This window comes from Collinsella sp. SGI.184 (assembly GCF_050313415.1).
Classification (GTDB): domain Bacteria; phylum Actinomycetota; class Coriobacteriia; order Coriobacteriales; family Coriobacteriaceae; genus Collinsella.
In genome coordinates this window covers 23325-49617 of the sequence record NZ_JBNPLJ010000017.1, presented here as the reverse complement: position 1 = coordinate 49617, position 26293 = coordinate 23325, and the positions used below count along the sequence as shown (strand labels likewise).

Sequence of the window (26293 nt, the reverse complement as noted above, 5' to 3'; positions counted from 1 at the left end):
GTCCTACAGGCTGAAGGACCTGCCGAGGGACGGCCCCGTCAAGCAGTGACCGGAATCGGTGAAAATACGTTAGCGCAACCGGTGAAACCGCCTTTGCGCGAACGGCGCGCCTGATTAGCGAAACTGGTGAAAAATAGATTGACGCTAACACCTCGCCGGGCGGCCAGCTCAGCGTAAGGAAGCCCTCGGTGTCCCTGTGGTCGCGCTCCCTGGCCATCTCCTCGCGGCGGCGCCTGACGTAGCGCTGCGCGGTTGAGTAGGAGCCGTCGTAGCCCAGCTCGTCCCGAAACCTCACATACACCCTCACGGCCGTGTGGCGCTGCTTGCGCCAGTTCTTGCAGTCGTCGTCGAGCCAGGAGTCTATCGTCCCCTCGTAGGAGGCGAGCACCTCGCTCTCGGGCTTCCTCCTCCTCGGGGGTTCGGGCGACAGGTCGTCCATCCTGGCGTACTTCCTCGCAGTGGGCTCCGACACGCCGACCGCCCTCGCGATCGCCGCAATCGGCTCGCCACGCCGCGCCCTCCTGCGTATATCCTCTATCTTGTCCACGCCGATCATTTCCCCTCTGGCCCTCCTCACGTCGTAAACCGAAGCAACGACATGTTTGGCCAATCGCGGGATGGTCGGCGTGCCCATGCACGAACCAGTAATTTTTTCGTGCTCAGACCCGAAACTTTCCGACGCTCAAACCCGCAAATAAGACGCTACCAAACACAAGCCGTCGAGGGGCCTTGCGCAGAGCTCCTCGATGCCGGCGTCCAGGCTCGAAGCGATGGCGCTCACCTGGTCCTTGGAGAGCCTGGAGACGCCCATTTTCTCGGCCACCCTCTGCACCTTGCGGGCGCTCGTGCCGATGGCGTACATCTCGGCGACGGCGGCAACGGGCACGCGGTCCACGCGCCGGTGGCGCTCGATCACGTCGTCCGGGAAGAAGCTGCCGGAGCGCAGCTTTGGGATGCGCAGCGTCAGCGTGCCGACGCAGGTGGCGAGCGACCTCTCCCGGTACCCGTTTCGGCTGTTCGCCCCGCCACCGCAGAGCTGGTCGGCCTCGGCGTCCATCACGGCGTTCACGACCTGCTCGTCGAGGCGCCTGAGCAGCTCCTGCATGTCGATGGCGCCGTCGTCGAACCGGGGCATGGCGAGCATGTTCGGCGTCGGGTCTGATAAGATTTCCATAGCGGTCTTCGTCCTTTCCTGGAACCTGTTGTTGCGGTGATTTCAGATTGTAGGACGAAGGCCGTTCTTCGTTAAAAGGACGTTAGGGTGCTACCCTTACACCAACTTTTTCGACGCGATCAATCCAATTCCATACGGGCTGTATTTGGCCGCATGGTCGGGCATGCTGCTCCAAGGGCATTCTGTGAAGCAAATTGCATCCGTATTTGTCCATGGCATCTTGCTCGTGCGCAGTCTTTTTTCTTTGAGAATATTTGTTAGAACTTCTAGTCCTGTATTTTTGGAATTTGAATTAATAGGTTTTGTAAAGTGTGCCAAAAACTTAGTTTGATCGGGTCTTATCGCTCATCATTAGGTTGCCTATCTGATTGTATGATTCTTTTTTACTAGTAAATAGTAAATACTTCTAATTCTCAACTATATGCTTAGTTCATATTTAATGAGGACGCATCGTTGCTTCAGTTCTTTTACAACAAGAATGTGTGTAATATTTTATCTTAGCGTTTATTGATTATCTATTCTCCGTTAGGTTTTGTTTATGAAAGGCATCATCCTCGCCGGCGGGTCCGGCACGCGCCTGTACCCGCTCACGCTCGTGACCTCCAAGCAACTGCTGCCGGTCTACGACAAGCCCATGATCTACTACCCGCTTAGCACCCTCATGCTGGCGGGCATCCGGGACATCCTGGTCATCTCCACGCCGACGGACCTCCCCAACTTCGAGCGCCTGCTCGGGGACGGCTCGCGCTACGGCGTCAACCTCTCCTACGCCGAGCAGCCGAGCCCCGACGGCCTGGCCCAGGCCTTCACCATCGGCGAGGACTTCATCGCCGGCGAGCCGTGCGCCCTCGTGCTCGGCGACAACATCTTCTACGGCAACGGCCTGTCGCGCCACCTGACGCGCGCCGTCCAGAACGCAGAATCGGGCCGCGCCACGGTCTTCGGCTACCACGTGGACGACCCCGAGCGCTTCGGCGTCGTCGAGTTCGATGCGCAGGGGAGGGCCGTCTCCATCGAGGAGAAGCCCGCGGAGCCCAAGAGCTCCTACGCCGTCACCGGCCTGTACTTCTACCCGGGCGACGTCGCCGCCAAGGCCCACGAGGTTCAGCCTTCCGCCCGCGGGGAGCTGGAGATCACCACGCTCAACCAGATGTACCTGGAGGAGGGGACGCTCTCCGTCGTCACCCTCGGCCGCGGATACGCGTGGCTGGACACCGGCACCATGGAGAGCCTGCACGAGGCCGCGGAGTTCGTCCGCGCCGTGGAGCACTCCCAGGACCTGCCCGTGTCCGTCCCTGAGGAGATCGCCTGGGAGAACGGCTGGATCACGACCGCCGAGCTGGAGGAGGCCGCGAAGGCCTACGGCAAGTCGGTCTACGGTCAGCACCTGAAGAAGGTCGCCGCCGGCGAGATCGTCAACAGCCCGCGCGAGTACTAGGAGATAACCCTCATGTCTGAGATCTTCGAACCCAAGAACATCATCGTCACGGGCGGCTGCGGCTTCATCGGCAGCAACTTCGTCCACTACGTCGTGAACAACCACCCGGGCGTCCACGTGACCGTCCTGGACAAGCTGACCTACGCCGGCAACCCCGAGAACATCGCCGGGCTGCCCTCCGACCGCGTGGAGCTCGTCGTGGGCGACATCTGCGACGCGGAGCTGCTCGATGACTTGGTGCCGGGCCACGACGCGATCGTGCACTACGCCGCCGAGAGCCACAACGACAACTCCATCGCCGACCCGGAGCCGTTCCTCCGCACCAACGTGGAGGGCACCTTCCGCCTGCTGGAGGCCGTCCGAAAATACGGCGTCCGCTACCACCACGTCTCCACCGACGAGGTCTACGGCGACCTGGCGCTCGACGACCCGGCCAAGTTCACCGAGGAGACGCCGTACAGGCCGAGCTCCCCGTACTCGAGCACCAAGGCCAGCTCCGACATGCTCGTGCGCGCCTGGACCCGCACCTACGGCCTGCGCACCACGATCTCCAACTGCTCCAACAACTACGGCCCCTACCAGCACGTGGAGAAGTTCATCCCCAGGCAGATCACGAACATCGTCGACGGCGTGCGCCCCAAGCTCTACGGCCGCGGCGAGAATGTCCGCGACTGGATCCACACCGAGGACCACTCCTCGGCCGTCTGGGACATCCTGACCCGCGGCCGCATGGGGGAGACCTACCTCATCGGCGCAAATGGCGAGAAGAACAACATCACGGTCCTGCGCATGATCCTGGAGGCGATGGGCCGCGACCCCGAGGACTTCGACTGGGTCGCCGACCGCCCCGGCCACGACCGCCGCTACGCCATCGACTCGACCAAGCTCCAGCGCGAGCTCGGCTGGAGGCCGGCCCACACCGACTTCGCCGAGGGCCTCAAGGCCACCATCGACTGGTACGTCGCCAACGAGGCCTGGTGGCGCCCCGCCAAGGAGGCCACCGAGGCCCGCTACCGCGCCCAGGGGCAGTAAGGAGGGGAGAGACATGGCGGATATCGCATTCGAGAAGGACCTGAAGGTCGCCGAGACCGGCATCGAGGGCCTCAAGGTCGTCGACCTGGCCGTCCACGGCGACTCGCGCGGCTGGTTCAAGGAGAACTGGCAGCGCGCCAAGATGACCGCTCTGGGCATCCCCGACCTCCGCTTCGTCCAGAACAACATCTCCTACAACGAGAAGAGGGGCGTCACTCGCGGCATCCACGCGGAGCCCTGGGACAAGTTCATCTCCGTGGCCCGCGGCTCGGTCTTCGGCGCCTGGGTGGACCTGCGCGAGGGCAGCGCCACCTACGGCAAGGTTTTCACCTGTACGCTCGACCCGTCCAGGGCCATCTACGTCCCGCGCGGCGTGGGCAACTCCTTCCAGGCGCTCGAGGACGGCACCGCCTACACCTACCTGGTGGACGCCCACTGGTCGCTGGAGCTCAAGAGGACCTACACGTTCGTGAACCTCGCCGACCCCGAGCTCGCCATCGAGTGGCCGATTCCGCTGGACCAGGCCACCGTCTCCGAGGCCGACCTCAACCACCCGATGCTGAAGGACGTCGTTCCCATGGCGCCCAAGCGCACGCTCGTCACCGGCTGCAACGGCCAGCTGGGCCATGCGGTGCGCGCGCTCGCCGAGGAGCGCGGCATCGCCAAGGACTTCGACTTCTGCGACATCGACACCTTCGATATGTCCGACCCGGACGCCTATTCACAATACGACTGGTCGCTCTACGGCACCGTGATCAACTGCGGCGCCTACACGGCGGTCGACAGGGCCGAGACTCCCGAGGGCCGCGTGACCGCCTGGAAGGCGAACGCGACGGGGCCGGCCCTTCTCGCCCGCACCTGCGCCGAGCACGGGGTCACGCTCGTCCACGTTTCCTCCGACTACGTCTTCGACGGCGCCGCCGAGGTCCACACCGAGGGGGAGCCCCTCAGCCCGCTGTCCGTCTACGGCCAGACCAAGGCCGCGGGCGACATCGCCGTGGCGGGGTGCCCGCACCACTACATCATGCGCAGCTCCTGGGTCATCGGCGAGGGACACAACTTCGTCAAGACGATGAAGGGCCTCTCCGACCGCGTCGCCGACCCCGAGGACAAGCTCACTCAGGTCACGGTCGTGGACGACCAGCTGGGCCGATTGACCTTCACTCGCGACATGGCCGAGGCCATCTTCCACGTGCTGGGGACGCACGCCCCCTACGGCACCTATGACTGCACCGGCTCCGGCGCGGTCAAGTCCTGGGCCGACATCGCCCTCGCCGTCTTCGAGGCCGCCAACGGCAACGGTGACAGGGTCGTGCCGGTTTCGACCGCCGACTACTACGCCGGCGCCGAGGGCCCCGTCGCGCCGCGCCCGGTCTACTCCGCGCTCGACCTGTCCAGGCTCGAGGCCGTGGGCTTCCACATGCCCGACTGGGAGGAGGAGCTGGGTGAGTACCTTAAGGCACTTGATTAGAAATTAGCGCTTGCATAAGAATAGCTTTCAAGTCTCGTTGATTTGCTTCAATTTGACTGCGCTATGCATTAATTGCGGTTGTAGATATGCCTGACTATGTCCGTCTATATATATTCGATTTTAACTTGGGCTAGCGCGCTTATATATGACTGCTGTGTTTAATTAACTATTAGAAAGGGAGAACTTGACGATGTGGGCTACATACGCTGTCGGATTATGTTTGTGTATTCTGCTTCTATATGTGCCTACCGCTATTCAACTTCATTTTTTTGGTTTCAATGGGCCCTTCGGAATATCACTGTCTCCGGCTATCGCCGTATGCGAGCTGTCTTTGATTGGCGCCGGATTGGGCTTATTGGGGCTTAGGGTAGGTTGGCGGGGCCTAATAGCTCTTTTTTTGTTGATTACCGTCTTGGCGGGCCTCGTCTTCGGGAAGAATAGGTGTCGACTGTTTTGTCCCAATCAATCCGACTGGATTCTCTTGCTGGCGTATATGTGTGTCGGAGTCTTTCTGGGTGTTTGGTATTTCGTATGGAACTTAGATGGCCCGCTGTCTTTTGTGCAGGAGTTTGACAACGCTTTTCATCTGAACTTGATTCATGCTTATATGAAGACCGAGCGTTTTTCAATCTTCCAAGCTACTGTATTTCCGTCCAGTTTTGCTTTGCTGTCGGATCTCTCCTTTTATCCCGCCGCATGGCACGTAGTCTGTGCTCTGGTCGGGACGATTCTAGGATTGCCTGCTGCAATGGCCGAGAATGTCGGCACCGCTGCGTTCCTCCTGTTTGTGCTCCCTTCATCTATCTATACTTTTACGACGGTAATATTTCATGACTCGTTTCGCTTGAAATTAACTGCTTCATTTTTCATGTTCGCGTTTGCGTCTTTTCCATGGGGTTTTTTGGTCGCCGGCCCTCTGTATTCGAATTTCGCATCTTTTTCGCTTTTGCCCTGCATTTTAGCGCTGTTTATTAAAATGATTGAATGCAACAAATCAAATGACCGTGCTCGTTGGGCGGTTGCATTTGTGATCGCATCCATCGCACTTGCTCTGTCGCAGCCGAATTCTATATTCACTGCTATCTTCATTCTTTTGCCCTATGTTTTTATTCGCCCATTTATCACTGACGACATCGACGGCACTGTAAGACGTGGGAGTATTCTACGAGTAGTCCTTTTTTCATTAGTTGTTCTATTCCTGCTGGTGGCCGTATTTAATAGCAGTTCTTTTAGTGATGTTGTTCACTACCCGCACAGCAGCTATGCAAGTACCTCGCAGGCTGTTATTGATTTTATTAATTTTGGGTATCGAAATTCGGTTTCTCAGTGGCCGCTGACGGTTCTAGTTTCTTTTGGCGTTATTGCTGCTTTGCTTTCGAATCAGCACATATGGCTAATTCCTAGCTTGGTTTACTTTGGAGTTGGATACGTCCTTTCCTCCTCGGTTCCTGCCAACACGTTCACTGATTTTTTGACCGGGTTTTGGTACAACGATGTTGATAGAATCGCGGCAAACTGTGTTTTTGTTTTAATTCCCTTAGCGACGCTCGGCTTCTGTTTCCTTCTTGATTTACTTTGTAAGGCAATTGCCAAGCGTGATACGCGTACATTGATGGTCTCTTATGGCGTTGCGTTAATTTCCTGCCTCGCTATCATTTTTGCCCCCAGCCATATTGATGCAGGTAACGGATGGGTGAATACCGCCTTTGGCTCAAGAGCCAGTCGTTTATACGAGCTATCCACCACTGCTGTCAGTTTAACCGACGATGAGATTTCTTTTTTGCATCGATGCAAAGATGTTGTTGGCGAATCGCTGGTAATCAATAATCCATACGATGGATCAGCCTTTGCTTACGTTACGGCTGATTTGAATATTGCAAGACGCCAGTTTTTTGCTTCAGATTCTGGTGATAACTTGATAATAGATAGGCATTTAAGCGAGTTCTCCTGGAGCCGTGCTGTAAGAAACGCTGTTAAGGCTACTGGGGCTCAATATGTCTTGCAGCTAGATCAATCTGATGATTCTGAAGCAACATTCTATGAGGCATTCTATAACCCCAAGAAATGGAGCGGAGTATTGACTATTGATGAAACTACACCGGGTTTTGAGCTCATAATATCTGATGGTGACATGCGACTATATAAAATAGTCGATTAATAACTTCTATTCATTTTTAGAGCTTCGCAATAAGCCACCCGTTGGGCAGCGGGTGGCTTATCATTTTTCCTGTTACTGATTTGTAGGAGTAGTGCATGTCTCTTAAAAACACTGTTTATGATGCCATTAACTCGAATAAGCTTGGCAAGGCATTCCTAAAGGCTCGTCGCGATCTTCGTGGTGATGAGGCCGTTCAAGCCATTCAGTCTGGAACTCATGACTTTATCGACCGTAGCAAGGGCAGCGACAAGCTCTGCATTATTCTTGCTGGATACAAACCGACATTATGGGAAGACGTTTTTGGCCGTATTTCGGCATATGTGCCTTCCGATGTTGATGTGTGCGTAATGACCAGCGGGCTTGTGAACGAAGAGCTTAAGCAAATTGCCGCTGAGCATGGTTGGTCCTATCTTTCGACTTCTGTTAATCATCTATCTGTTGTTCAGAATATTGCGATTGAATGCCATCCCAGGGCTAAGTGGATTTATAAGCTCGATGAGGATATGTTTTTGACCAAGGGCTTCTTTGAGGCGATGCTTGATACCTATGAGGAACTTGAGTCTAACACCCTGTATAAGCCTGCGTTTGTCTCTCCTCTAATTAATGTCAGTTGCTATGGGCATCTTCGCTTGCTAGATAAGTTGAATCTCTTGGATGATTTCAGGAATACCGGTCTCACGGATATGAAATATTCGGATGGTTTGCATCACAATCGACAGGTCATTTCCGAACCTAAGGTCGCTCGCTATATGTGGGGCGAGTCTCAGCCTGTTTTGCGCGATATCGATGCGCTTACGGAGCGCTTCTCAATTGAAAATGAAGGTTTCCAGTATTCAATTTGCCCGATTCGCTATAGCATCGGTGCCATTCTGTTCACACGCGATGCATGGAATGAGTTTGGGCATTTCCCGTTGACCTTTGTCGGAGGTCCATATGGCCTTGGAGACGACGAGGAGCATATTTGCAACTATGCATGCTTTACTGGGCGAGTGATGGTTGTAAATGAAAACATTGTTGTGGGCCATCTTGGTTACGGTGGCGCGCAAACAAAGACGATGGTTGAGTTTCACGCCAATCATCGTGATCAATTTAAGCTTAAGGCGTAGCCGGGGGATATATGTCTAAACCCAACATCAAGATTCTAGTTTCGTGTCATAAGCCCGTCTGCATTCCTTGCTCCGACCTGTATCTACCTGTTCATGTCGGTTCTTTGGGCAAGGAGACTATTCCTGGATGCCAGCGCGATGATTGCGGTGAGAATATCTCCGATCGGAATTTCACTTTTTGTGAAATGAGCGGTCAGTATTGGGCCTGGAAAAACTTAGAGGCAGATTATGTTGGCCAATGCCATTACCGCCGTTTTTTCAATTTTGATGAGAAGAAATATGAGTCGAACGATCATGCTCAGATTGAGGATGAATGTTTGTCTCCACTGTCAATTAAAAAGTATCAGCTAGCAAACGAGGCTTTGATTAGGGACTGTGTCGAGAAGGTCGACCTTGTACGCGCTCCTTATTGGGACGTGAGGGGAGTTCCCACTCCTTGCGGCCCTAAAAAAACTATAAGGGACCATATGTGTGCTTATGGCCTTGTTACTCAAGCCGAGCTAGACCATATGGTTGATATTTGCAAGATTGTTCAGCCTGATTATGTAGACGAGCTTGTCGCATATCTTAACGGTTCCAAGTATCTGGGCTACAACTGCTTCGTGATGAAGAAGGCCCTCTTCGACGAACTCTGTGCATTTGAGTTTTCGATTCTTCAGCAGTTTGACTCTGAATATGACTATGAGAACAAAACGACTACTCACAAACGTATTTGTGGCTATTTGGGCGAGATCCTATACAGCGTATTCGTTTCTCATATCTCTAAGAAGGGGATTAAAATCTCGGAGCGCCCGCTTGTATTCTTTGAAGAGACGCCTGCACCGCTTAATGCTGCTGCCGTCGATAACCAAACGGTTGATATCGTATGGCGCTATGTGGAATTGGCGCCTATTAAATTTGCCGTCGCGCTTGAGAGCTTAATTCGTCAGCTTGACGCGAGAAGAAAGTATCGTTTGCTTCTAATTCATAATTGTCAGTTTAACTTTTCCAATTGCCTTAATATAATCGAGGCTATTCCGGAGAATCTGGAAATCAGACAAGCAACTTTCCCGGTAGTTGGACCCAGCGACCTCTTTGGTTCTATGGATGCTGCCGAAGCGCATATTGTTCTGCCTTTTATGCTCCCTCGCATGATGAATGTCGATTTGACTGGTCGCCATCGAGTTCTTTGGGTTGAGGGGTGTGCTTTCTTTAAAAAAGACCCAGCCGAGATTATTAATGGCGTACAAGATTCACTCGCTGCCGTAAAGAGCGTTTTCCTCGAGAAAGAGCTTAATAAGCCAGCTTCGTCTCGTTTGCGTGACTCATATCTTGCCGCTTCAGGTGGTTGGGAGATGAGCGAGGCGTCCGCTCTTATTGTTGATTTGTCTCAGCTTTCTACTGTCTGTCCTGAGCCATATGAGTTGTACTGTGCCTGTGCATCTGAGCTGGGCATCGATCCAAGAGGCGAGTTGGCTAAAGAGTTTCAAAAGTATCAGTCGCATAAAAAGAAACCGGGCAGCGCTAAAGATGCTTTCTGCTTCCCGCTAAGTGTATTTGCGGTTCGAAGCCTTATGATGCGCAAGCTAAATTTCAGCCTTATCCCGAATTCGAGCAGTATGCCCGTGGTGTCCTTTGAAGAAGTTGGCATGTGGGCCAACGAGTGCACGGCAAAGGAGTATAAGGCCTCCGATGAGAGTGGATTGTTGCTCTATTCATCGGATACGACTCCATTCTCTGAACCGGCGAATGCACTTTGTCGTGATTATTGGCGTTTGGCCAGGTGTATGGATGCGTATGAGTCACTTTTAGTTATGCTTGCGGAATACCGACCGCTTGGATTAAAACGGACGTTGTTTCCAGTTGGGACAAGGCGACATAGGGTTATGTTTAAGATGGTTTCTCTGATTAGGCGTTTTCGATAGCTAAAATAGTCTATTCAAGCTATCGTCACAGAGTGGCCGTCATAGTAGATTCGACCGTGCTATTGCAGGGACAATTACACGGTCGTCATAATGAAGTTTAAACACATTTAATGGATTGGTGTTTCGAGTCGAACGCCAATCCATTGATGGCAGCGCCCTATAACTCTTGGTTCTCTAATGCGCGGAGTTGCTCTTTGCTGACATGTTCGCAGTGTGTAGTTATGTCCATTGGAACACGATAGATGTCTCCATATACATCTTCGGTAAACTTTCTTAGATTTTTTGGCGCCTGGCAAGAAATCCGTTCAAATGAAATTGTCTGCGTCGGAAACACTTCTCGCTTTTGACAAGCCCATTTGTAATCAGATAAATAGTAGATGTTTTCAATGCCCCAAAGCATGCCATTAGTTATTTGGCCATCAATTATTCCCTGGCTCATTTCGATCGAGCGGTATTTTGCAAACGTTTCTTCTATTTGGGTTGTTAGTGGATCGGATGCTGGAATGAATTCCTTTTCTTTCCATTCGCTGTAGTAGGGGGCGTCTTTCATCTCAGCTATCATTTTCATTCTTAGTTCTAGCTGTTTTTCAAACGTCTTTTTATCGGCGTTGCCGCTCTCTTCAAATATGAACAAGTCTAAAAAGCAGGGATTATTAATGTCTGCGTACATAAAACGAACTTGCTTACAGAAGTTCCAGACATCGTAAACGATTGAGATTCGATACCGTTCGTCATCGCTGACAATATCGATAAGTCTGTCAATCTCCGATCGCATCATGCCGAGATCGCTATCGTCATCCCAAGGAATAAAGCCCTGGTGTCGGATTGCTCCAAGAAGCGTTCCGAATGCAATCCAGTATTGAAGACCGTTGTCTTTACATAATGAGTCAAACTCTCCAAGCAGCTTTGCACATCCGAGTTGCATTGCCCTGAGCCCGCCATTGGCTTTTGGAAGCGATGCGAAAAAACGCTTCTTTGTGTCTTGTAGATCTTCGTTGTCGTTTCGGTAAAGCTGCCAAAGCATCGTTTCGATTCTCATCGAAACGCCGTCGTTATCACTTTTAAGCCATTCGGCCCTAAAATTCAGGTTGTCGTTAATACCGTTGTCGGCCTGCTCGATCCTCGCATTGATGGATCGGTTGAGTTCATAGAGTTCATAGACATCTGAGCGAAGATCTCTAATTGCTCGCTTTGATGCGGGAAGATGGTCGACGATGCGTGACAGGATGCCCATTCTGTATCCTTCGTGTTGAGAATTGAGTTCTGTTTAATATAGCCTACGTAGTTCGATGGTTTTGCGACGACTGATTAAATCTGGATGAGTGGAGCCCGGCTCCCATTAAGCGGTGGATAGCATGATTAAATGCTAAATAAAATTTGTATACCGCCCTTTAATTTGTGGCATCGCTAGTGACTGCATTCTGTTTTGCTATACACCTGCAGTTCCCATTGTTTTTTCTCAACTTTTGCTACGGAGTCGAGGATGAGGCCGGTTGCCAGGCTCAGCCCGCACAGAAACATGAATGAGGCCGCGAGCATGGCTGTGGGGAAGCGGGGGACTAAGCCGGTTTGGAAGTACTCCGCAACAATTGGGATTCCGAGAGTGAGACCTATGACGGCAAAGATGAATGCAATAAGACTAAAGAACTTGAGTGGCCGGTAATCCTTAAAAAGCGTTCCAATCATTGCGATAACTTTAATACCGTCACCTACTGTGTTGAGCTTGGACTCGGAGCCTGCGGGCCTATCTCGATACTCTACTGGTACGTCTTGAATGCGCCAGCGGTGATCGACGGCATGGATGGAGAGCTCGGTTTCAATTTGGAAGCCCTCGCTCAAAACGGGGAAGGTCTTGACGAAGGGTTTGCTCATGGCTCGGTAGCCGGTCATCACGTCGTCAAAGCTGTAGCCGTAAATCCACTTGATCATAGCGCGAACAAGATTGTTTCCGAACCCGTGAAATGCTCTTTTGTTCTCTTCTGCATAGGTGCCATTAGAGAGACGGTCTCCGACGGTCATGTCTGCCTCGCCATTAAGGATGGGCTCACAGAGCGATTTGGCGGCTTCGGCGGGGTACGTGTCGTCTCCATCAACCATCAAGTAGCACTCGGCGTCGATATCGCGAAACATTTGGCGGCAGACGTTGCCTTTGCCCTGTCTTGGTTCATGTCGCACTGTAGCCCCGTGCTGCTTGGCTATCTGTGCCGTATTGTCGGCAGAATTGTTGTCGTAAACGTATACTGTTGCGTCTGGCAATTCGCGGTGAAAGTCATCGACAACTTTGCCGATCGTTAATGCTTCGTTGTAGCAAGGGATAATGACGGCGATATTCGAATAGTCCATATAGGACCTCCTTTAATGACTCAACTGGTCGAAAGTATAACCATCAACTATCCCTTTGATTAGATATGGGTTAGTTCTCCAGATTTGTTGCGGTGAGTTATCGTCTGCGCGGGAGGGCTATACTTTCCACTGTTATGTTTTGCGAGACAAGGAGATGGTCCGTGGCTGACAATCTTGAGAGTCAGAAAGCGGTGGCTAAACCGGCCTCTCACGCTAAAAATGATTATGAGAAGGACAAATTTATCCTCAGGCAGTTGGTTACCAAGGATTTTAAGATTAAGTATCGTCGCAGCGTTTTGGGCGTAGCTTGGTCCGTTCTTAATCCTTTGTTGATGATGATTGTCATGTCGATCGTGTTTTCGACTATCTTTGCTCAAGGTCGTAATGGCTCCATCACGCCTGAGATGTATCCGCTTTATTTGATCGTTGGTAACGTGACGTTTTCCGTCATGTCCGAGTCGACGAACCAAGCGCTTATGTCCATCATTTGGGCTTCCTCACTGCTAAAGAAGGTCAAGGTGCATCGCTGGGTATTCCCGGTGCAGAAGGTATTGTTTTCGCTTGTTAACTTCGCTTTCTCTCTGGTCGCCGTCGCCTTGGTCATGCTCTGGTTCCATGTAGTTCCTACTTGGCATTTAATCCTGTTGCCGGTTTGTCTCCTTTTGCTCATGTGTTTCTGCATGGGTTTGGGTTTGATGCTTTCGGCGTTGGCAGTCTTCTTCCGCGATGTTATGCATCTGTGGAGTGTTGTCATTACTGCCTGGATGTATCTGACGCCGATTTTCTGGACGACTGACTTCATTGGCAAGATGGCTCACTGGATTCAGGTTCTGGTGGTTGTGAATCCCATGTACAACTATCTGCAGTTTATGCGCGATATCTTCCTGTTTAATACCATGCCTTCTGCGCTTACGTTTGGTCTTTGCGTTGCTTGGGCTGTTTTTACTCTTGCCATTGGCTATACCGTGTTCCACAAGACCGAGCACAAGTTTATTCTCTACATCTAAGGAGTGCTGTTCATGACTGAATCTGCTATTGATTACAGCAAGCAGCCCCTTGCTGTCGAGGTTAAAGACGTCACCATGATCTTTAACATGGCGTCTGAGTCGCTTACGAATCTCAAGGAGTACTTCATTAAACTCGCTAAGCACGAGCTGTTCTTTGAGGAGTTCCGGGCGCTTAAGCACATTTCGTTTGATGTGCATCGCGGCGAGGTTGTTGGCCTTGTTGGTACTAACGGCTCCGGTAAGTCTACGATGCTCAAGATTATCGCTGGCGTTTTGGAGCCCAGCGAGGGTGAGGTCAAGGTCCACGGCAATATCGCGCCACTGATTGAGCTTGGTGCTGGCTTTGACCCGGAGCTTACCGCGCGTGAGAATATCTATCTGAACGGTGCGCTGCTCGGCTATACCAAGGAGTTTATCGACGCTAGCTTTGACGAGATTATCGAGTTCGCTGAGCTCAAAGACTTCGTTGACATGCCGCTGAAGAACTTCTCTTCGGGTATGGTCGCGCGTATCGCCTTTGCTATCGCCACGATTACCGAGCCCGATATCCTTATCGTCGATGAGACGCTTTCTGTTGGCGATGTCTTTTTCCAGCAGAAGTGCGAGCGCCGCATTCAGCACTTTATTGAGAGCGGCGACGTCACGGTTCTGTTCGTTTCTCACTCCATGGAGCAGGTTGAGCGCATTTGCCAGCGTGCCGTATGGATCGAGAAGGGCGATCTACGCATGGATGGCCCCGTGGATGAGGTTTGCAAGGCGTACCACGACCAGTTCAAGTAGGCTATAATTTATTAGCCGCGTGAACTTGCACTCGCTTGGATACGCGACTTTATGCTCCATTAGCTCAGTTGGATAGAGCAGGGGACTTCTAATCCCAAGGTCGACGGTTCGAATCCGCCATGGAGCACCAAAAGAGTTTTTGAAGACCCGGTTATCATGCCGGGTCTTTGCTTTATAAGCGTTCAGCCGTGACATCGTTTAACGCGGACTGTAAGGCATGGGGATGACTTGCAGCCTTATTTCGATAATGGTTGCATGCTTGGTTATGGGGCTTATACGATAATAAGTGTGTTCGCTTCCTTTTCGGTACCCCTTGCTATGGCGGTCGTCGCCGCTGATGATGCCGCCTTGATTTTGCTCCTCTTAAACATGTGATGGGGAGACAATCCGCTGCTTACCCGCTGCACTCCTTGTAGAGCTCGAGCGCCTTCTTAAGGTAAGTTTTGGCATAACGGTAGTAGATATGGGACCACTCGCCAACGTTATCGCCTTCTGCCTCTTTAAGCAGTGCCCATGTGTACCAGCACCAGCCCGCCATGCCCACCTGGCCCAGGTTGTGACGCCATTCCGCATCGGTTGGCTTGCGGCTGAAGTAATGCTCTAGTGCCCTGCGCATTTTCTTCTCGGTTAACTGTTCACAAACACAGAATGTTCCAAAATCGTTAGCATAGTCGCTCATACCGGCGTATTCCCAGTCAATGAGATCGACATGGCCGTCGCCGCTTACGAGGAAGTTGAGACTAAAGAAATCATTGTGGCAGAGGACCGGATCGCCGCCGTCGGCAATGAGCATCCTGTTCAGTTCGGCTGCCTGCGTATCCATCTCGGACAAATCCGGCACATCGATGGGCCCGTGTTTTAGAATGGCACGTTCGTAGCCCCTTCCTTCTTCATAGAAGCTAAAATAGCGATTAACTTTTGCACCGCTCTCGTGAAGCCTGCGGGCCATTTGCATGGCTTGGGCCAATTGGGCGTCGTCGTGAACGTCGAGGTTTCTGCAATTCGTCACAAATCGTGACACCTTCCAGCCGCGGCGGGGATTCGCAAAAACAAAGGTGGAGTCAAGGCCGAGCGTGCATGCGGTTTCGAGTGCGGTTTTTTCGGCTTTGCGGTCTACAAGGAGCTCGGTTCCTACGCCGGGGTGGCGGTAGACCCACTCGCCGTCATCGGTCGTAAAGTGGCAGCTGAGGTTCGTAAGTCCCTGTTTGAGCGGATAGACGTCACGAATTTCTGATTTATCGCATCCCAAGACGGCAACGATGTTGTCGAAAATCTCGGAATCAAGGTTTTCGAGGAAAAGAGGGTCGAAGTTGCGCAGCTCGTCGAGTGAGTCGAACTCGTGGATGGTGGGCGGATCGTACCTGCGGATTTGCATGTCAAGCTCGTCGATATGATCGGCATAGAGATCTTCCCAGAGCTTGTTGCGGGTTTGGGGGAGGTCGTATTCTTCCTCAAGAATTTCTCGAAAACGAGTTGAGAACTCTCGATCGAAATAAGCGTGGCCAATCATGTACCATGCATCGGACCCGCCGACCCTAACTTTGGTGATGCGGTCGTGGGTGTCGGTTTCCAGACACCATTCAGGTGTCTGGCCCTGGTTGAACTCGGCTGAGTAGTAGGCCTTCCAGGCATGGTCTGTGAAAGGGTTCTTCTCGAAATAGTTATCCGAGGAGCAGATGTACGTATTGCCCAACATCTCACGCACGAGCATAATCGAGGAATTGTTATTGCGCTCAGCGTAGGCGCAATTCACGATGATTTTAACGCCATATTTGTCCTCGAGGTAGTAGAAGGACTCCTTCTTGTATCCCACAACGACGACGATGTCGAAAATCCCGGCTTCGTGTAGCTGTTCAATTTGGCGCTCGATCAGGACTTCGCCACGAACTTTAAGAAGCCCCTTGGGGCGCTCGTAGGAGATGGGGGCGAAGCGACTGGAGAGGCCTGCCGCAAGGATAACGGCATTGTCCACGGCGTAGGGTTTTAGTGCGGTCATGCCCTTAGGCGTGAGGCGGGCTTCCTTGATGAGGCCGGCTTCTGAGAGGTCTATTACGGCGGCATTTGCCGCTGTAAGCCCAATCTCGCACTCGCCCGCAAGTTGTTGTTGCGTAATGCCGGGGCGTCTGCTCAGGGCATAGAGGACGTTAAACTGTTTATGCGTAAGCTGCATTAATGGTTCCTTTGCGTTCGGTTTTGTCAAATGCTATCGCAAACCTGAACAGCCGAAGGCATTACTTTCCGTTTTACTATCCATTGGAGGGTTCGAGCAAATGTCATTTGTTCGAACCCTCCAATACGTGAGTGGGGGAGACTTTTATCAAAAAGGCGTTATGGACTGTTACGTGCAACTCTTAAACCAAATGTCGTCTAGCATTCAGGGTGGCCGGCGATGATTAATGCTTAACCCTACGCCTCCGTGGGCTCCACGCCCAGCTCGTTGCGGACGAGCTCGAAGGCGGCGGCGATGGCCTTGTCCATGTCGTAGTACTTGTAGCCGCCCAGGCGACCGGCGAAGATCACGTCGCCCTCCTGCGCCGCCAGCTCCTCGTACTGCTTGTAGAGGGCCTCGTTCTTGGCGTCGTTGATGGGGTAGTAGGGCTCGTCGCCGGGCTTCCAATCTGCCGGGTACTCGCGCGTGATGACGGTCTTGTCCTGCGTGCCGAACTCAAAGTGCTTGTGCTCGATGATGCGGGTGTAGGGGATCTCGCGCTCGGTGTAGTTGACCACGGCCACGCCCTGGTGGTCCTGCTCGTCGAGCGTCTCGGTCTCAAAGCGCAGGCTGCGGTACTCGAGCGTGCCCAGCTTAAAGTCGTAGAATGCGTCGATGGGGCCGCAGTAGATCGTCTTGGCGGCGATATCGGGCTCGGCGGCGATCAGCTCTTTGTACTCCACGCCGCAGCGGACCTCGATCCCCTCGAGCATGCTGGCGACCATCTTGGTATAGCCGCCCATGGGGATGCCCTGGTAGCGGTCGTTGAAGTAGTTGTTGTCGTAGGTGAAGCGGCAGGGGAGGCGCTTGATGATGCTCGCGGGCAGGTCGCGGCAATCACGGCCCCACTGCTTCTCGGTGTAACCCTTCACGAGCGTCTCGAAGATGTCGCGGCCGACGAGCGACAGCGCCTGCTCCTCGAGGTTCTGCGGCTCGCCGATGTTCTCGGCGGCCACCTGCTCGGCGATCTTGGCCTTGGCGTCTGCCGGCGTGACGACGCCCGGCCACATCTTGGCGAAGGTGTTCATGTTAAAGGGCATGTTGTACATGTTGCCGTGGAAGTTGGCGACCGGCGAGTTGACGTAGTTGTTGAACTCGGCGAAGCGGTTGACGTAGTCCCAGACGTCCTTCATGGAGGTGTGGAAGATATGCGCGCCGTAGCGGTGGACCTGGATGCCCTCGACGTCCTCGGTGTAGATGTTGCCGGCGATGTGGTCGCGGCGGTCGATGACCAGGACCGACTTGCCGGCGCGCTTGGCGGCATTGGCAAAGACGGCACCCGAAAGGCCGGCACCGACGACAAGGTAATCGTACTGGGACATGGATATGCTCCTTTGTATGTCAATTGGACGGTTACTTTTGTTTGGGGACAAACGTACCTGATGTGTTCGTCCCTGGGGTTAGTGTAGCAGACGCTCCCTCAGCAGCTCCAGCGCGTGAGCGTTGCCAGGTTTCCAAATGAACTTAAGGACTCGCTATTCTGCCCGTAGGCACTCGGGTAAGACGCTCCCGACTGCATCCATTGCCTGCGGCCTCAGGTACTGCTCATTGAGCTTTGCCTTTTTGTAGGCATAGCGAGTGTCTGCCGAGTATTTGATCAATACGTCGGTGAAGAATCGCTCCCAACTTAGGTACTTGCGGCTTTCGATATAGCTCGAAGGATCCTTGAGGATTTTTGGAATGTCGTTGTTGGGGATGAGGCCAGATCGCAAAAGCGCCCATTCAAATGATTCAGGGAGGAACAAGCGAACGTTTTTGTAAACGCGCTGTCCGAGCACCTTTTCGATGTAGGGGCCAAACGCTGCGCCGTCTCCAATGGCAAGAACGTTTTGCTCGGGGCATTCGTGAATCGTTCGTTTTAGGTTTGCTACGCCGGTAGCGGTGTAGCAGGGGATTCCCAGTCGGTTGCAAAGGGCGCTGTAGAATTGATAACCAGACTTGCTATCCTCGACAATTACGGCATCGGGATTGTCGAAACCTACGTTAAGGTCCTGATACAGCATACTTGCCGTGTGGTCATATAGCGGCTTGGTCACCGAGTAGAAGCGCCTGTCGCTCTTGCGGCCATTGATCGTCTTGCTTGTGGTGTTGACCAGTTTTAGGATCTCGTCGACGCTGTAGGGGAGCTCGTTGGCGTCGCGACGAGATATCAGAACAAAATAGTTGGACGAGCCGTTGACGGCTTTGGCGAAGTCCTTTGAGTAGATAAACTCGTTACCCTCATCTAGAAAGACGATTGAATCTTCGATGATCGACAGCTCGCGCTCCCAGCGTCTGCCAGAAAGCGTTTCGCAAGGTACGTCGCAGCTGAGTGCAACGCCGCTTTCCGGTCCTCGGTCGTTGTAGTCGCGAATCATCGAGATGAGCGTCGTTTTGCCCGTGCCGCTGTTGCCGCGTATGAAGGAAATATTTCGTTTAAACGTGAGCGTGTATTTGACCTTTGCACGCTCTACGACAACGGTGTGCGTTCCCCTCATTACTCATCAACATCCAAAAAGTCATTCGTGGCACCGACAAACTCCTGCATGTTCCTGACGATGCGGCCATCGTTTTCAATGCGGATTTCAAAGTTCTTCCAGGGGAATTTCATGATGTGGTAAAGGGTCACCAGCACATCCTGTTCTTTGCCGATCTTGAGTAGCCAGCGGGCACAGTTGTCTCCGCAGGTGGATGCGTTAAACACCATATTTGGGAGATTGCGCACCAGCAGCAGCGTCTTAACGCCGCCGGACAGTTCGAGTGGAGTGATTGAGCCCAGCTGCTTGCTTACGATGTTGTGGGGACCGATGAGCTCTGATCCGTCCACGCGTTTAATAATCTGTGCGGCCATGGGGTCTTCGAACCATGAGTCCAAGTATGAGTTCCTAAAATAGGTTTCGGTATCGTAGATGGAACCGGGGTAATCCCCCAGGTGAATGCTCAGCATGTGGGTCTCCAGACGTAGTGTGACTGCAACGATTATATGCCAGTAATAAAATGCCGGCAGCAGCGAGGTCGCTACTGCCGGCGCTGGCTTTATTAGCGCGTAGTCGTGTTGATGGATTTGCTCGCGATGCTACTTTTCGAGATGCTCCTTCAGCAGCTCCAGCGCGTGGGCATACCCCTGCAGGCCCTCGCCGGTGATGGTGGCAAAGCAAGCCAGGCGTGCATAGCTCACCTGGCGGAAGTCTTCGCGGGTCTCGACGGCGCTAATGTGGACCTCAACGGCGGGGATGGCGACGGCTTTGAGGGCGTCGAGAATCGCCACGCTCGTATGCGTGTAGGCCGCCGGGTTGATGACGATGCCGTCGACCTTGCCGTAGGCCTCCTGGATCTTGTCGACGATGCTGCCCTCGTGGTTGGACTGGAAGACCTCGACCTCGTCAAAACCCTGTGCGGCTCCCGCCTCCTGGCAGATCTGGACCAGGCGGTCGTAGTTGTCGCTGCCGTAGATGCCCGGCTCGCGAATGCCGAGCATGTTGAGGTTGGGACCGTTGATGACGAGTGCTTTCATGGTTGCTTCCTTTGCGGTCTGGTTGGTGGCGGGGCTTGCTGCCTGCGGCGTTTGCCCAGATAAAACCTGCCAAAATAAACCTGTCCCTTTTTGGCAGGTTTTAGAGGGTGTCGAGGAGGGCGCGTGCGGTGTTGGCGGCGCAGTCGCGTGAGTCGATGATGTAGTCGGCCCAGGCGCGATAACGCGGCATGCGCTGTTCTGCGAGTTTATCGATGCCGTCGCGGGCGGTGATGGGGCGACCCTTGTGGGCCAGCTCGTCGAGCTTGCGGTTGAGCATCACGATCTGGCTGTTTTGGTGCAGCAGCGGGTAGTTCTCGTCGCGTGTGACCACGCCGCCGCCGGTGGAGAGCACCAGGCCACTGCGCTTGGAGATGTCGGCCAGCGCCGCCGTCTCCTGCTCGCGGAAGGCTGCCTCGCCGCGCTCGACGATAAAGTCGGCGCAGGGCATGCCCAGGCGCTCCTCGAGCGCGCTATCCAAGTCGATGTGCTCGCGGCCCGTGAGCTGGGCGATCTGCTCGCCCACGCGGGTCTTGCCCGAGCCCGGCATGCCAATGAGCGCGATGTTCTGCTCGCGGCGGGACAGGCGCTCCGTCACATCCAGGATGCGCTCGCGCGGTGTAATCTGGCCGGTGTAGCGCTCAACAGCCTGTGCCGCTTGGGCCACGAGCATCAGCAGGCCGCCGATGCAGGGGATGCCACGGCGCTCGGCCTCGAGCATGAGTCCCGTGCGGGCGGGATTGTAGACAATGTCGATGACGCCCTTGAGCGCATCGAGCCCTTCGAGCGTGCAGGGAGCGTCGGGGCAGTGGGGAAACATGCCAGCAGGCGTGCAGTTGACGAGCAGCGTCGCGTCGGACTGCTGTGCGATGTTGTCGTAGTTGAATTCGCTCGTGCGGCCGACAGGTACAACGACGGCGCCCAGGTCACCGAGCACCATGCTGGCCGTGGTGCCGGCACCACCGGTGGCGCCGAGCACGAGGACCTTCTTTCCGGCAACCTCAACGCCCAGCTCCTCGACCAGACATTGGAAGCCAAAGTAGTCGGTGTTGTCGCCGCGCAGGCGGCCGTCGGGCAGGCGCGTGATGGTGTTGACGTTGCCCATGCGCTCGGCCAGGGGACTCAGCTCGTCCAGGTATTCCATGACGGCGCGCTTGTAGGGGATGGTCACGTTGGTGCCCTCCCACTCGTCGCCCGTCATAAAGGCCGCGAGGTCCTCAGGCTCGCGCTCAAAGCGCACGTATTCCAGCCCCGCGAGCTCCTTGTAGATGGTCGGGGTGTAGCTGTGCCCCAGCACGCGCCCCAGCACGCCGTAGGGGCGGGTTGCAGCGGTTTCGGTCATCTAGAGCACCTCCGTGTAGCTGCCAAAATAGGTGAAACTCTCGCACACATCGTCGATGGAATCGAGCAAGTCATCGAGGGCCTTGCTGCCAAAGGGGCAGTCCAGGTCAAAGTAGAACATAAACTCAAAGTCGTGCCCGGGGATGGGGCGGCTCTCGAGCTTGATGAGGTTGATGTTAAGCGCGTAGAAGCGCTCGAGTACGCGGTAGAGGGCGCCCGGCTCGTTTGCCGTAGTGATCATGAGCGAGGTACGGTTGGCGCCGGGATAGACGCGCGGCTCGCGGCTGATGACGACAAAGCGCGTGTAGTTGTTGTCCGAGTCTTGAATGTTGGGCTCCAGCACCTCGAGGCCATACAGCGCGGCGCAGCTGCGCGAGGCGATGGCGGCGACGTCGGTGCGATCGGAGTTGGCGACCATCTCGGCCGACATAGCAGTGTTGGGGTACTTGGTGGCGTGCAGGCCGTGGGCTTCGATAAAGCCGGCGCACTGGGCGATGGCCTGGCCATGGCTGTAGACCTCGCGCACGTCGGCGAGCTTGGTGCCGGGCTTGACGAGCAGGTTGTGATCGATCTTGAGGCGCAGCGAGCGCACGATATAGAAGTCGAACTGTGCGAGAAGATCGTAGACGGCGTTGACCGAGCCCGCGGTTGAGTTTTCGATGGGCAGCACGCCAAACTCGCAAAAGCCGTCGCGCACGGCGTGCATGACACCCTCAAAGGTCTCAAAGAACGCAATGTCGGGCACGTCGAAGAGCTTGCACGCGGCGATTTGGCTGTAGGCGCCTTCCACGCCCTGGCAGGCGACGGAGGCCGTTTGAGGGAAGGGCGTATCGAAGGCTACGGCCGTGGCGTGGGCTTTTTGCGACACCGTGATGCCCTTGAGCTCGTTGATGTAGCGCTGCTGCTCGGCCTTGCTCATGCTCATGAGAAGGCGGAACAGGGTAATGGTCTGGGCCTCGTAGCGCTCGGGTGCTCGGCTGGCAAGGTTGTTGAGTTTGGAGCGCTCGCGGGCGGGGTCAAAGACGGCCTTGCCCATCTCGATCTTTGATTTGGCGACCTCGGTGGCAATGTCCATGCGCTCGACAAAGCTGTTGAGCAAGGCGGTATCGATGCCGTCGATGGCCTGGCGAATATCGGCAAGGTCCATGGAGACCCCTTTCGTGAATCGTTGCCTGGGGTAGTTAATTTGGGACGGGGCTTTTTTAGCTACCCTTTGACTGGTGGCGAATCGATGGGTGCCGGGGCAAATATCGACTGGCATATGGGGGTAGCTAAAAATGCCCCGTCCCAAATTAACTACCCTCGGGGTGGGTGGGCTAAAGCTGGGCGGCGTCTTCTAGGAGGGCGTCCCAGATGGCCAGCGCTGCGGCCGCCTCGGCTACGGGGACGGCGCGCGGGACGATGCAGGGGTCGTGGCGGCCGTGGACCGAGAGCTCCGCATTTTCCATGACGTCCATGTCCACGGTCTGCTGTTCGCGGCCGATGGAGGGCGTCGGCTTTACGGCCATCCGCCACATGACGGGCGCGCCGGTGGAAATGCCGCCCAGGATGCCGCCGGCGTTGTTGGACTCGACCGCAATCTCGCCGGTCTCGGCATCAACGCGATACGGATCGTTGTTCTCGCTGCCGCGCATGGCGGCCACGGCAAAGCCCATACCAAACTCCACGCCCTTTACGGCGGGAATGCCAAACGCGATCTGCGCGATGCGGTTCTCGATACCGTCGAACATGGGGTCGCCGATGCCCGCGGGGAGCCCATAGATGCCGCACTCCACGATGCCGCCGATGCTATCGAGCTCATCGCGTGCGGCGAGAATTTCCTCGCGCATGCGGCCGGCAGCTGCCGCGTCGATGCACGGTAGGTCGTTCGAAAGGATCGCCTTGCGGTCGGCCTCGCGATAGACCATGTCGTCCATGGGCAGGTCGGATATGCCGCCGATCTGCGCCACGTGCGCCATCACCTGAATGCCGCGGGCCTCGAGCGCCTGCAGCGCAATGCCGCCGGCGATGCACAAGGGTGCCGTCAGGCGGCCGGAGAAATGTCCGCCGCCGGCGACATCGTGCATGTTGTGGTACTTCACGCGCGCGGGGTAGTCCGCATGGCCCGGACGGGGCTTGCGGCGCAACTCGGAGTAGTCCTTGGAGCGCGTGTTGGTGTTCTCGATAATCGCGGCTATGGGCGCGCCGGTGGTGTGCCCATCGACCACGCCGGCAATGATGTGCGCGGCGTCGGCCTCGCGGCGCTTGGTCGCGGTCTCGTCGCGACCGGGGGCGCGGCGGTCCAAAAAGGCCTGCAGCTGTTCCTGGTCAACGGCGATACCGGCGGGAATGCCGTCGAGCGAGCAGCCGATGGCAGGGGAGTGCGACTGGCCGAAGATGCTTAAGTGCAAAACGTTGCCAAAGGTCGAGGACATGCTATTCCTCCTCGAGCGTGACCTTGCCGCCCAGCAGGCGGTAGTGGTCAAAGAAATCGGGATAGGACTTATTGACGGCCTCGGCGCCGTGGATCACAACTTCGCCGGTAGCACGGCTCGCGGCGATAGCGGCCATCATGGCGATACGATGGTCGTTGTGCGAATCGACCTCGCCGCCGGTAAAGGCATCGACACCCTTGATGATGAGATCGTCGCCGGCAATGCGCACCTGCGCGCCCAGTGCGGTGAGCTCGCGGGTGGTGGTAGCCAAGCGATCGGATTCTTTGATGCGTAGGCGGGCACAATCGCGGATGAACGTGCGGCCTTGTGCCAGCGAGGCCACGGCAGAGATAACGGGCACCAGGTCGGGGATGTCGTGCGCGCTCATCTCAAAGCCGGCGAGCTTGTCGGACTGCACGGTGGCGGCGTTGGTTGAGCGCACGATGCGGGCACCAAAGCGCGAGAGCGCGGCAAGCACGTTGCGATCACCCTGGGCCGAGCTCAGTGACACACCCTCGACGGTGATGGGGTCGGAGCCGATGGCGCCGGCGCACAGCCAAAAGGCGGCGTTGGACCAGTCGCCCTCGACAGCCACGCTGCCGGGCGTGCGGTACGAGCCGCTGCTTACGCGGAAGTTTGTGACCTCGGGCTTGCCATTCTTGGCGGGGATGCGCTCGACGTTGACCTCGACGCCGAAGGCCTTCATGGCCTGGATGGTCAGGTTGATATAGGGGCGACTCTCGATGAGCCCGGTCACCTGCACGCAGGAGGGCTGGGCCAGCAGCGGGGCCGCCAGCAGCAAGCCGGAAATGTACTGCGAGCTCACGTTGCCCGGCAGGATAAATGTGCCCGGGCGCATGCGGCCGCTCGTCTTGAGCGGAAAGCCGCCCAGGCCCTGCAGGTCGCAGCCGGCGGCGATGATCTCGTCGGAGAGCGGGGAGAGCGGGCGGGCGCCCAGACGGCCCTGGCCCACAAACGTGGCCTCTGCTCCCAGCGCGCAGGCGACGGGCAGCATAAAGCGGAGCGTGGAGCCGCTCTCGCCGCAGTCGAGCGTGCCGCCGGCAAGTGCTTTGAGCAGGCCGAACTCAATACTCTTCATAGTGGGATGGACTTGGAAGCCATCCTCGACGGTCTCGATGCGGGCGCCGAGTGCCGTGAGGCAGCGCACCGTGGCCTCGATATCGGCGCAGGTGGTGTTGCAGGTCACATGCGTCTCTCCGTTGGCAAGGGCGGCGCAGATGATCAGGCGGTGCGCCATCGACTTGGACGCGATGGCGGGGACGGTGCCCTTGAGTGGGGACGGAGTGATGCAGGCTAGCATGCGGAGGCGTCTCCCTTCTGGCCGAGGCCCTCGGCAATTAAATCATGAAAGGCGGAAAGCGGCGTGCGGTCGATGCTGCAGCGGCCAATGTCGTGCGGAATTACCAGATCGATGGTGTCACCGGCGCGTTTTTTGTCGTGCAGTGCCTCGGCAAAGATGGCGTCGGCCGAAAGCTCGCAGCGGGTTTTGAGACCGTGGCGTGCGCAGAGCTCCTCAATACGTGCGGGCAGCGCGGCGTCGCAGATGCCATGAAGCGCTGCGGCGCGCGTGATGATGCCCATGCCGATCGACACGCAGTTGCCATGTCCCAGCTCAAAGTGCTCGCAGGCCTCGACAGCGTGTCCGGCACTGTGCCCAAAGTTGAGGAGCTTGCGCTGGTTGGTCTCGCGCTCATCGGCGACAACCACGGCGCGTTTAATGTCGATATTGCGGGCGATGATGAGCGCCACGCGGGCTACGTCCCGGTTGAGGAGCTCCAGCGTGAGCGGGGTCTTCTCCAACTCGGTGAAAAGCTCGGGGTCGGCGATCACGGCGTGTTTGACGACCTCTCCGCAGCCGTCGGCGAACTGCTCGGGCGTGAGGGTGGCGAGACACCCCACGTCGGCAATAACAACACTCGGCTGCCAAAAGGCGCCGGCCAGGTTTTTGCCGGCAGCTAGGTCGATGGCCGTCTTGCCGCCCACCGATGAATCAACCATAGCGAGCAGGCTCGTGGGAATCTGCACAAACTTGCAGCCGCGCATGTAGGTGGCGGCCACAAAGCCGGCCACGTCGCCTACAACGCCGCCGCCGAGTGCCACGATCACGTCGGAGCGCGAGAGCTCGTGCTCGGCCACAAACTCCAAGATGTTGATGTAGGTCTCGGCGCGTTTGTGGGCCTCGCCGGCCTCGAAGGTGCAGACACTCACCGTATAGCCCGCAGCCTCCAGGCTCTGCTTAACGGGCATCTGGTAGAGCGGACCCACATTGGTGTCTGTCACAATGACGGCGCGCGATCCGCCGGCGGTGGCGCGGACGAGCGGGCCCGCCTGCTCCAGCAAAAACGTGCCGACGTGCACCTGGTAGGGGCGTGCGGTGTCGATATCGATGGTAATCGCCATAAGCT

The 26293-nt window shown here is 55.7% G+C and carries 20 protein-coding genes, 1 tRNA gene and 2 pseudogenes; 9 read left to right on the top strand and 14 right to left on the bottom strand.

Going from position 1 to position 26293, the window contains the following annotated elements; translation table 11 throughout:
- A pseudogene (locus ACQRAJ_RS06810) lies at window positions 1-556 on the bottom strand (hypothetical protein); the annotation flags it as partial.
- A gap of 156 nt (window positions 557-712) precedes the next feature.
- Window positions 713-1174, bottom strand: a pseudogene (locus ACQRAJ_RS06805) (transposase); the annotation flags it as partial.
- 538 nt (window positions 1175-1712) lie between these two features.
- On the opposite strand from ACQRAJ_RS06805, the gene rfbA reads away from it, so the two are divergent.
- The 6 genes from rfbA to ACQRAJ_RS06775 all read left to right on the top strand — a co-directional run bounded on the left by rfbA (window position 1713) and on the right by ACQRAJ_RS06775 (window position 10283).
- The gene (gene rfbA / locus ACQRAJ_RS06800) at window positions 1713-2612 is read left to right on the top strand and encodes a glucose-1-phosphate thymidylyltransferase RfbA (RefSeq protein WP_427748132.1); all 900 of its coding nucleotides are present in this window, start codon (window positions 1713-1715) and stop codon (window positions 2610-2612) included.
- A 12-nt stretch (window positions 2613-2624) separates the two neighbouring features.
- Entirely contained in the window at window positions 2625-3644 is a 1020-nt protein-coding gene (gene rfbB / locus ACQRAJ_RS06795) for a dTDP-glucose 4,6-dehydratase (RefSeq protein ID WP_427748131.1), read from the top strand.
- Window positions 3645-3657: 13 nt separating this feature from the next.
- Window positions 3658-5115, top strand: a complete 1458-nt coding sequence (locus ACQRAJ_RS06790) for a sugar nucleotide-binding protein (RefSeq protein ID WP_427748130.1) — start codon at window positions 3658-3660, stop codon at window positions 5113-5115.
- 190 nt (window positions 5116-5305) lie between these two features.
- Window positions 5306-7273: a DUF6541 family protein gene (locus ACQRAJ_RS06785; protein WP_427748129.1), complete on the top strand. Its 1968-nt coding sequence runs from the start codon at window positions 5306-5308 to the stop codon at window positions 7271-7273.
- A 95-nt stretch (window positions 7274-7368) separates the two neighbouring features.
- Window positions 7369-8379, top strand: a complete 1011-nt coding sequence (locus ACQRAJ_RS06780) for a hypothetical protein (protein ID WP_427748127.1) — start codon at window positions 7369-7371, stop codon at window positions 8377-8379.
- An 11-nt stretch (window positions 8380-8390) separates the two neighbouring features.
- A complete protein-coding gene (locus tag ACQRAJ_RS06775; protein WP_427748126.1) occupies window positions 8391-10283 on the top strand; it encodes a DUF4422 domain-containing protein in 1893 nt (630 codons plus the stop codon).
- A gap of 157 nt (window positions 10284-10440) precedes the next feature.
- Here ACQRAJ_RS06775 and ACQRAJ_RS06770 read toward each other — a convergent pair whose 3' ends face one another.
- Together ACQRAJ_RS06770 and ACQRAJ_RS06765 are read right to left on the bottom strand one after the other, a co-directional pair.
- The gene (locus tag ACQRAJ_RS06770; RefSeq protein ID WP_427748124.1) at window positions 10441-11517 is read right to left on the bottom strand and encodes a LicD family protein; all 1077 of its coding nucleotides are present in this window, start codon (window positions 11515-11517) and stop codon (window positions 10441-10443) included.
- 173 nt (window positions 11518-11690) lie between these two features.
- Window positions 11691-12626: a glycosyltransferase family 2 protein gene (locus tag ACQRAJ_RS06765; protein WP_427748122.1), complete on the bottom strand. Its 936-nt coding sequence runs from the start codon at window positions 12624-12626 to the stop codon at window positions 11691-11693.
- A 161-nt stretch (window positions 12627-12787) separates the two neighbouring features.
- Between ACQRAJ_RS06765 and ACQRAJ_RS06760 the strand changes: the two genes are divergently transcribed.
- From ACQRAJ_RS06760 to ACQRAJ_RS06750, 3 genes are all read left to right on the top strand, one after another.
- The gene (locus ACQRAJ_RS06760) at window positions 12788-13633 is read left to right on the top strand and encodes an ABC transporter permease (RefSeq protein WP_427748120.1); all 846 of its coding nucleotides are present in this window, start codon (window positions 12788-12790) and stop codon (window positions 13631-13633) included.
- Between the two features lie 12 nt (window positions 13634-13645).
- Window positions 13646-14413, top strand: a complete 768-nt coding sequence (locus tag ACQRAJ_RS06755; RefSeq protein WP_117776189.1) for an ABC transporter ATP-binding protein — start codon at window positions 13646-13648, stop codon at window positions 14411-14413.
- Window positions 14414-14466: 53 nt separating this feature from the next.
- A tRNA-Arg gene (locus tag ACQRAJ_RS06750) sits at window positions 14467-14543 on the top strand.
- A 264-nt stretch (window positions 14544-14807) separates the two neighbouring features.
- Here the strand turns inward: ACQRAJ_RS06750 and ACQRAJ_RS06745 are convergent.
- The 10 genes from ACQRAJ_RS06745 to aroB form a co-directional block, all read right to left on the bottom strand.
- On the bottom strand, window positions 14808-16583 hold the full coding sequence (locus tag ACQRAJ_RS06745) for a phosphotransferase (RefSeq protein ID WP_427748118.1): 1776 nt from the start codon (window positions 16581-16583) through the stop codon (window positions 14808-14810).
- A 236-nt stretch (window positions 16584-16819) separates the two neighbouring features.
- Complete coding sequence (gene glf / locus ACQRAJ_RS06740) at window positions 16820-17944, bottom strand: UDP-galactopyranose mutase (RefSeq protein WP_427748116.1); 1125 nt, start codon at window positions 17942-17944, stop codon at window positions 16820-16822.
- A gap of 153 nt (window positions 17945-18097) precedes the next feature.
- The gene (locus ACQRAJ_RS06735; RefSeq protein ID WP_427748114.1) at window positions 18098-18979 is read right to left on the bottom strand and encodes a hypothetical protein; all 882 of its coding nucleotides are present in this window, start codon (window positions 18977-18979) and stop codon (window positions 18098-18100) included.
- A gap of 119 nt (window positions 18980-19098) precedes the next feature.
- Window positions 19099-19548 (bottom strand): DUF4869 domain-containing protein, encoded by a 450-nt coding sequence (locus tag ACQRAJ_RS06730; protein WP_427748113.1) that lies wholly within the window; start codon window positions 19546-19548, stop codon window positions 19099-19101.
- Between the two features lie 129 nt (window positions 19549-19677).
- Window positions 19678-20115, bottom strand: a complete 438-nt coding sequence (gene aroQ, locus ACQRAJ_RS06725; RefSeq protein WP_022094776.1) for a type II 3-dehydroquinate dehydratase — start codon at window positions 20113-20115, stop codon at window positions 19678-19680.
- 100 nt (window positions 20116-20215) lie between these two features.
- Entirely contained in the window at window positions 20216-21454 is a 1239-nt protein-coding gene (locus ACQRAJ_RS06720) for a shikimate kinase (protein ID WP_427748111.1), read from the bottom strand.
- On the bottom strand, window positions 21455-22600 hold the full coding sequence (gene pheA / locus ACQRAJ_RS06715; RefSeq protein WP_427748110.1) for a prephenate dehydratase: 1146 nt from the start codon (window positions 22598-22600) through the stop codon (window positions 21455-21457).
- Window positions 22601-22769: 169 nt separating this feature from the next.
- The gene (gene aroC / locus ACQRAJ_RS06710) at window positions 22770-23867 is read right to left on the bottom strand and encodes a chorismate synthase (RefSeq protein WP_427748109.1); all 1098 of its coding nucleotides are present in this window, start codon (window positions 23865-23867) and stop codon (window positions 22770-22772) included.
- Window position 23868: 1 nt separating this feature from the next.
- On the bottom strand, window positions 23869-25188 hold the full coding sequence (gene aroA, locus ACQRAJ_RS06705; RefSeq protein WP_427748108.1) for a 3-phosphoshikimate 1-carboxyvinyltransferase: 1320 nt from the start codon (window positions 25186-25188) through the stop codon (window positions 23869-23871).
- Entirely contained in the window at window positions 25182-26288 is a 1107-nt protein-coding gene (gene aroB, locus ACQRAJ_RS06700; RefSeq protein WP_427748106.1) for a 3-dehydroquinate synthase, read from the bottom strand. The genes aroA and aroB overlap by 7 nt, the downstream gene beginning before the upstream one ends.
- Window positions 26289-26293 lie beyond the last annotated feature (5 nt).

Bases quoted from the DNA above. Each gene is read 5' to 3' on its own strand.
- rfbA (WP_427748132.1), top strand. From the start codon at position 1,713: ATGAAAGGCATCATCCTCGCCGGCGGGTCCGGCACGCGCCTGTACCCG.
- rfbB (WP_427748131.1), top strand. From the start codon at position 2,625: ATGTCTGAGATCTTCGAACCCAAGAACATCATCGTCACGGGCGGCTGC.
- ACQRAJ_RS06790 (WP_427748130.1), top strand. From the start codon at position 3,658: ATGGCGGATATCGCATTCGAGAAGGACCTGAAGGTCGCCGAGACCGGC.
- ACQRAJ_RS06785 (WP_427748129.1), top strand. From the start codon at position 5,306: ATGTGGGCTACATACGCTGTCGGATTATGTTTGTGTATTCTGCTTCTA.
- ACQRAJ_RS06780 (WP_427748127.1), top strand. From the start codon at position 7,369: ATGTCTCTTAAAAACACTGTTTATGATGCCATTAACTCGAATAAGCTT.
- ACQRAJ_RS06775 (WP_427748126.1), top strand. From the start codon at position 8,391: ATGTCTAAACCCAACATCAAGATTCTAGTTTCGTGTCATAAGCCCGTC.
- ACQRAJ_RS06770 (WP_427748124.1), bottom strand. From the start codon at position 11,517: ATGGGCATCCTGTCACGCATCGTCGACCATCTTCCCGCATCAAAGCGA.
- ACQRAJ_RS06765 (WP_427748122.1), bottom strand. From the start codon at position 12,626: ATGGACTATTCGAATATCGCCGTCATTATCCCTTGCTACAACGAAGCA.
- ACQRAJ_RS06755 (WP_117776189.1), top strand. From the start codon at position 13,646: ATGACTGAATCTGCTATTGATTACAGCAAGCAGCCCCTTGCTGTCGAG.
- ACQRAJ_RS06745 (WP_427748118.1), bottom strand. From the start codon at position 16,583: ATGCAGCTTACGCATAAACAGTTTAACGTCCTCTATGCCCTGAGCAGA.
- glf (WP_427748116.1), bottom strand. From the start codon at position 17,944: ATGTCCCAGTACGATTACCTTGTCGTCGGTGCCGGCCTTTCGGGTGCC.
- ACQRAJ_RS06735 (WP_427748114.1), bottom strand. From the start codon at position 18,979: ATGATTCGCGACTACAACGACCGAGGACCGGAAAGCGGCGTTGCACTC.
- ACQRAJ_RS06730 (WP_427748113.1), bottom strand. From the start codon at position 19,548: ATGCTGAGCATTCACCTGGGGGATTACCCCGGTTCCATCTACGATACC.
- aroQ (WP_022094776.1), bottom strand. From the start codon at position 20,115: ATGAAAGCACTCGTCATCAACGGTCCCAACCTCAACATGCTCGGCATT.
- ACQRAJ_RS06720 (WP_427748111.1), bottom strand. From the start codon at position 21,454: ATGACCGAAACCGCTGCAACCCGCCCCTACGGCGTGCTGGGGCGCGTG.
- pheA (WP_427748110.1), bottom strand. From the start codon at position 22,600: ATGGACCTTGCCGATATTCGCCAGGCCATCGACGGCATCGATACCGCC.
- aroC (WP_427748109.1), bottom strand. From the start codon at position 23,867: ATGTCCTCGACCTTTGGCAACGTTTTGCACTTAAGCATCTTCGGCCAG.
- aroA (WP_427748108.1), bottom strand. From the start codon at position 25,188: ATGCTAGCCTGCATCACTCCGTCCCCACTCAAGGGCACCGTCCCCGCC.
- aroB (WP_427748106.1), bottom strand. From the start codon at position 26,288: ATGGCGATTACCATCGATATCGACACCGCACGCCCCTACCAGGTGCAC.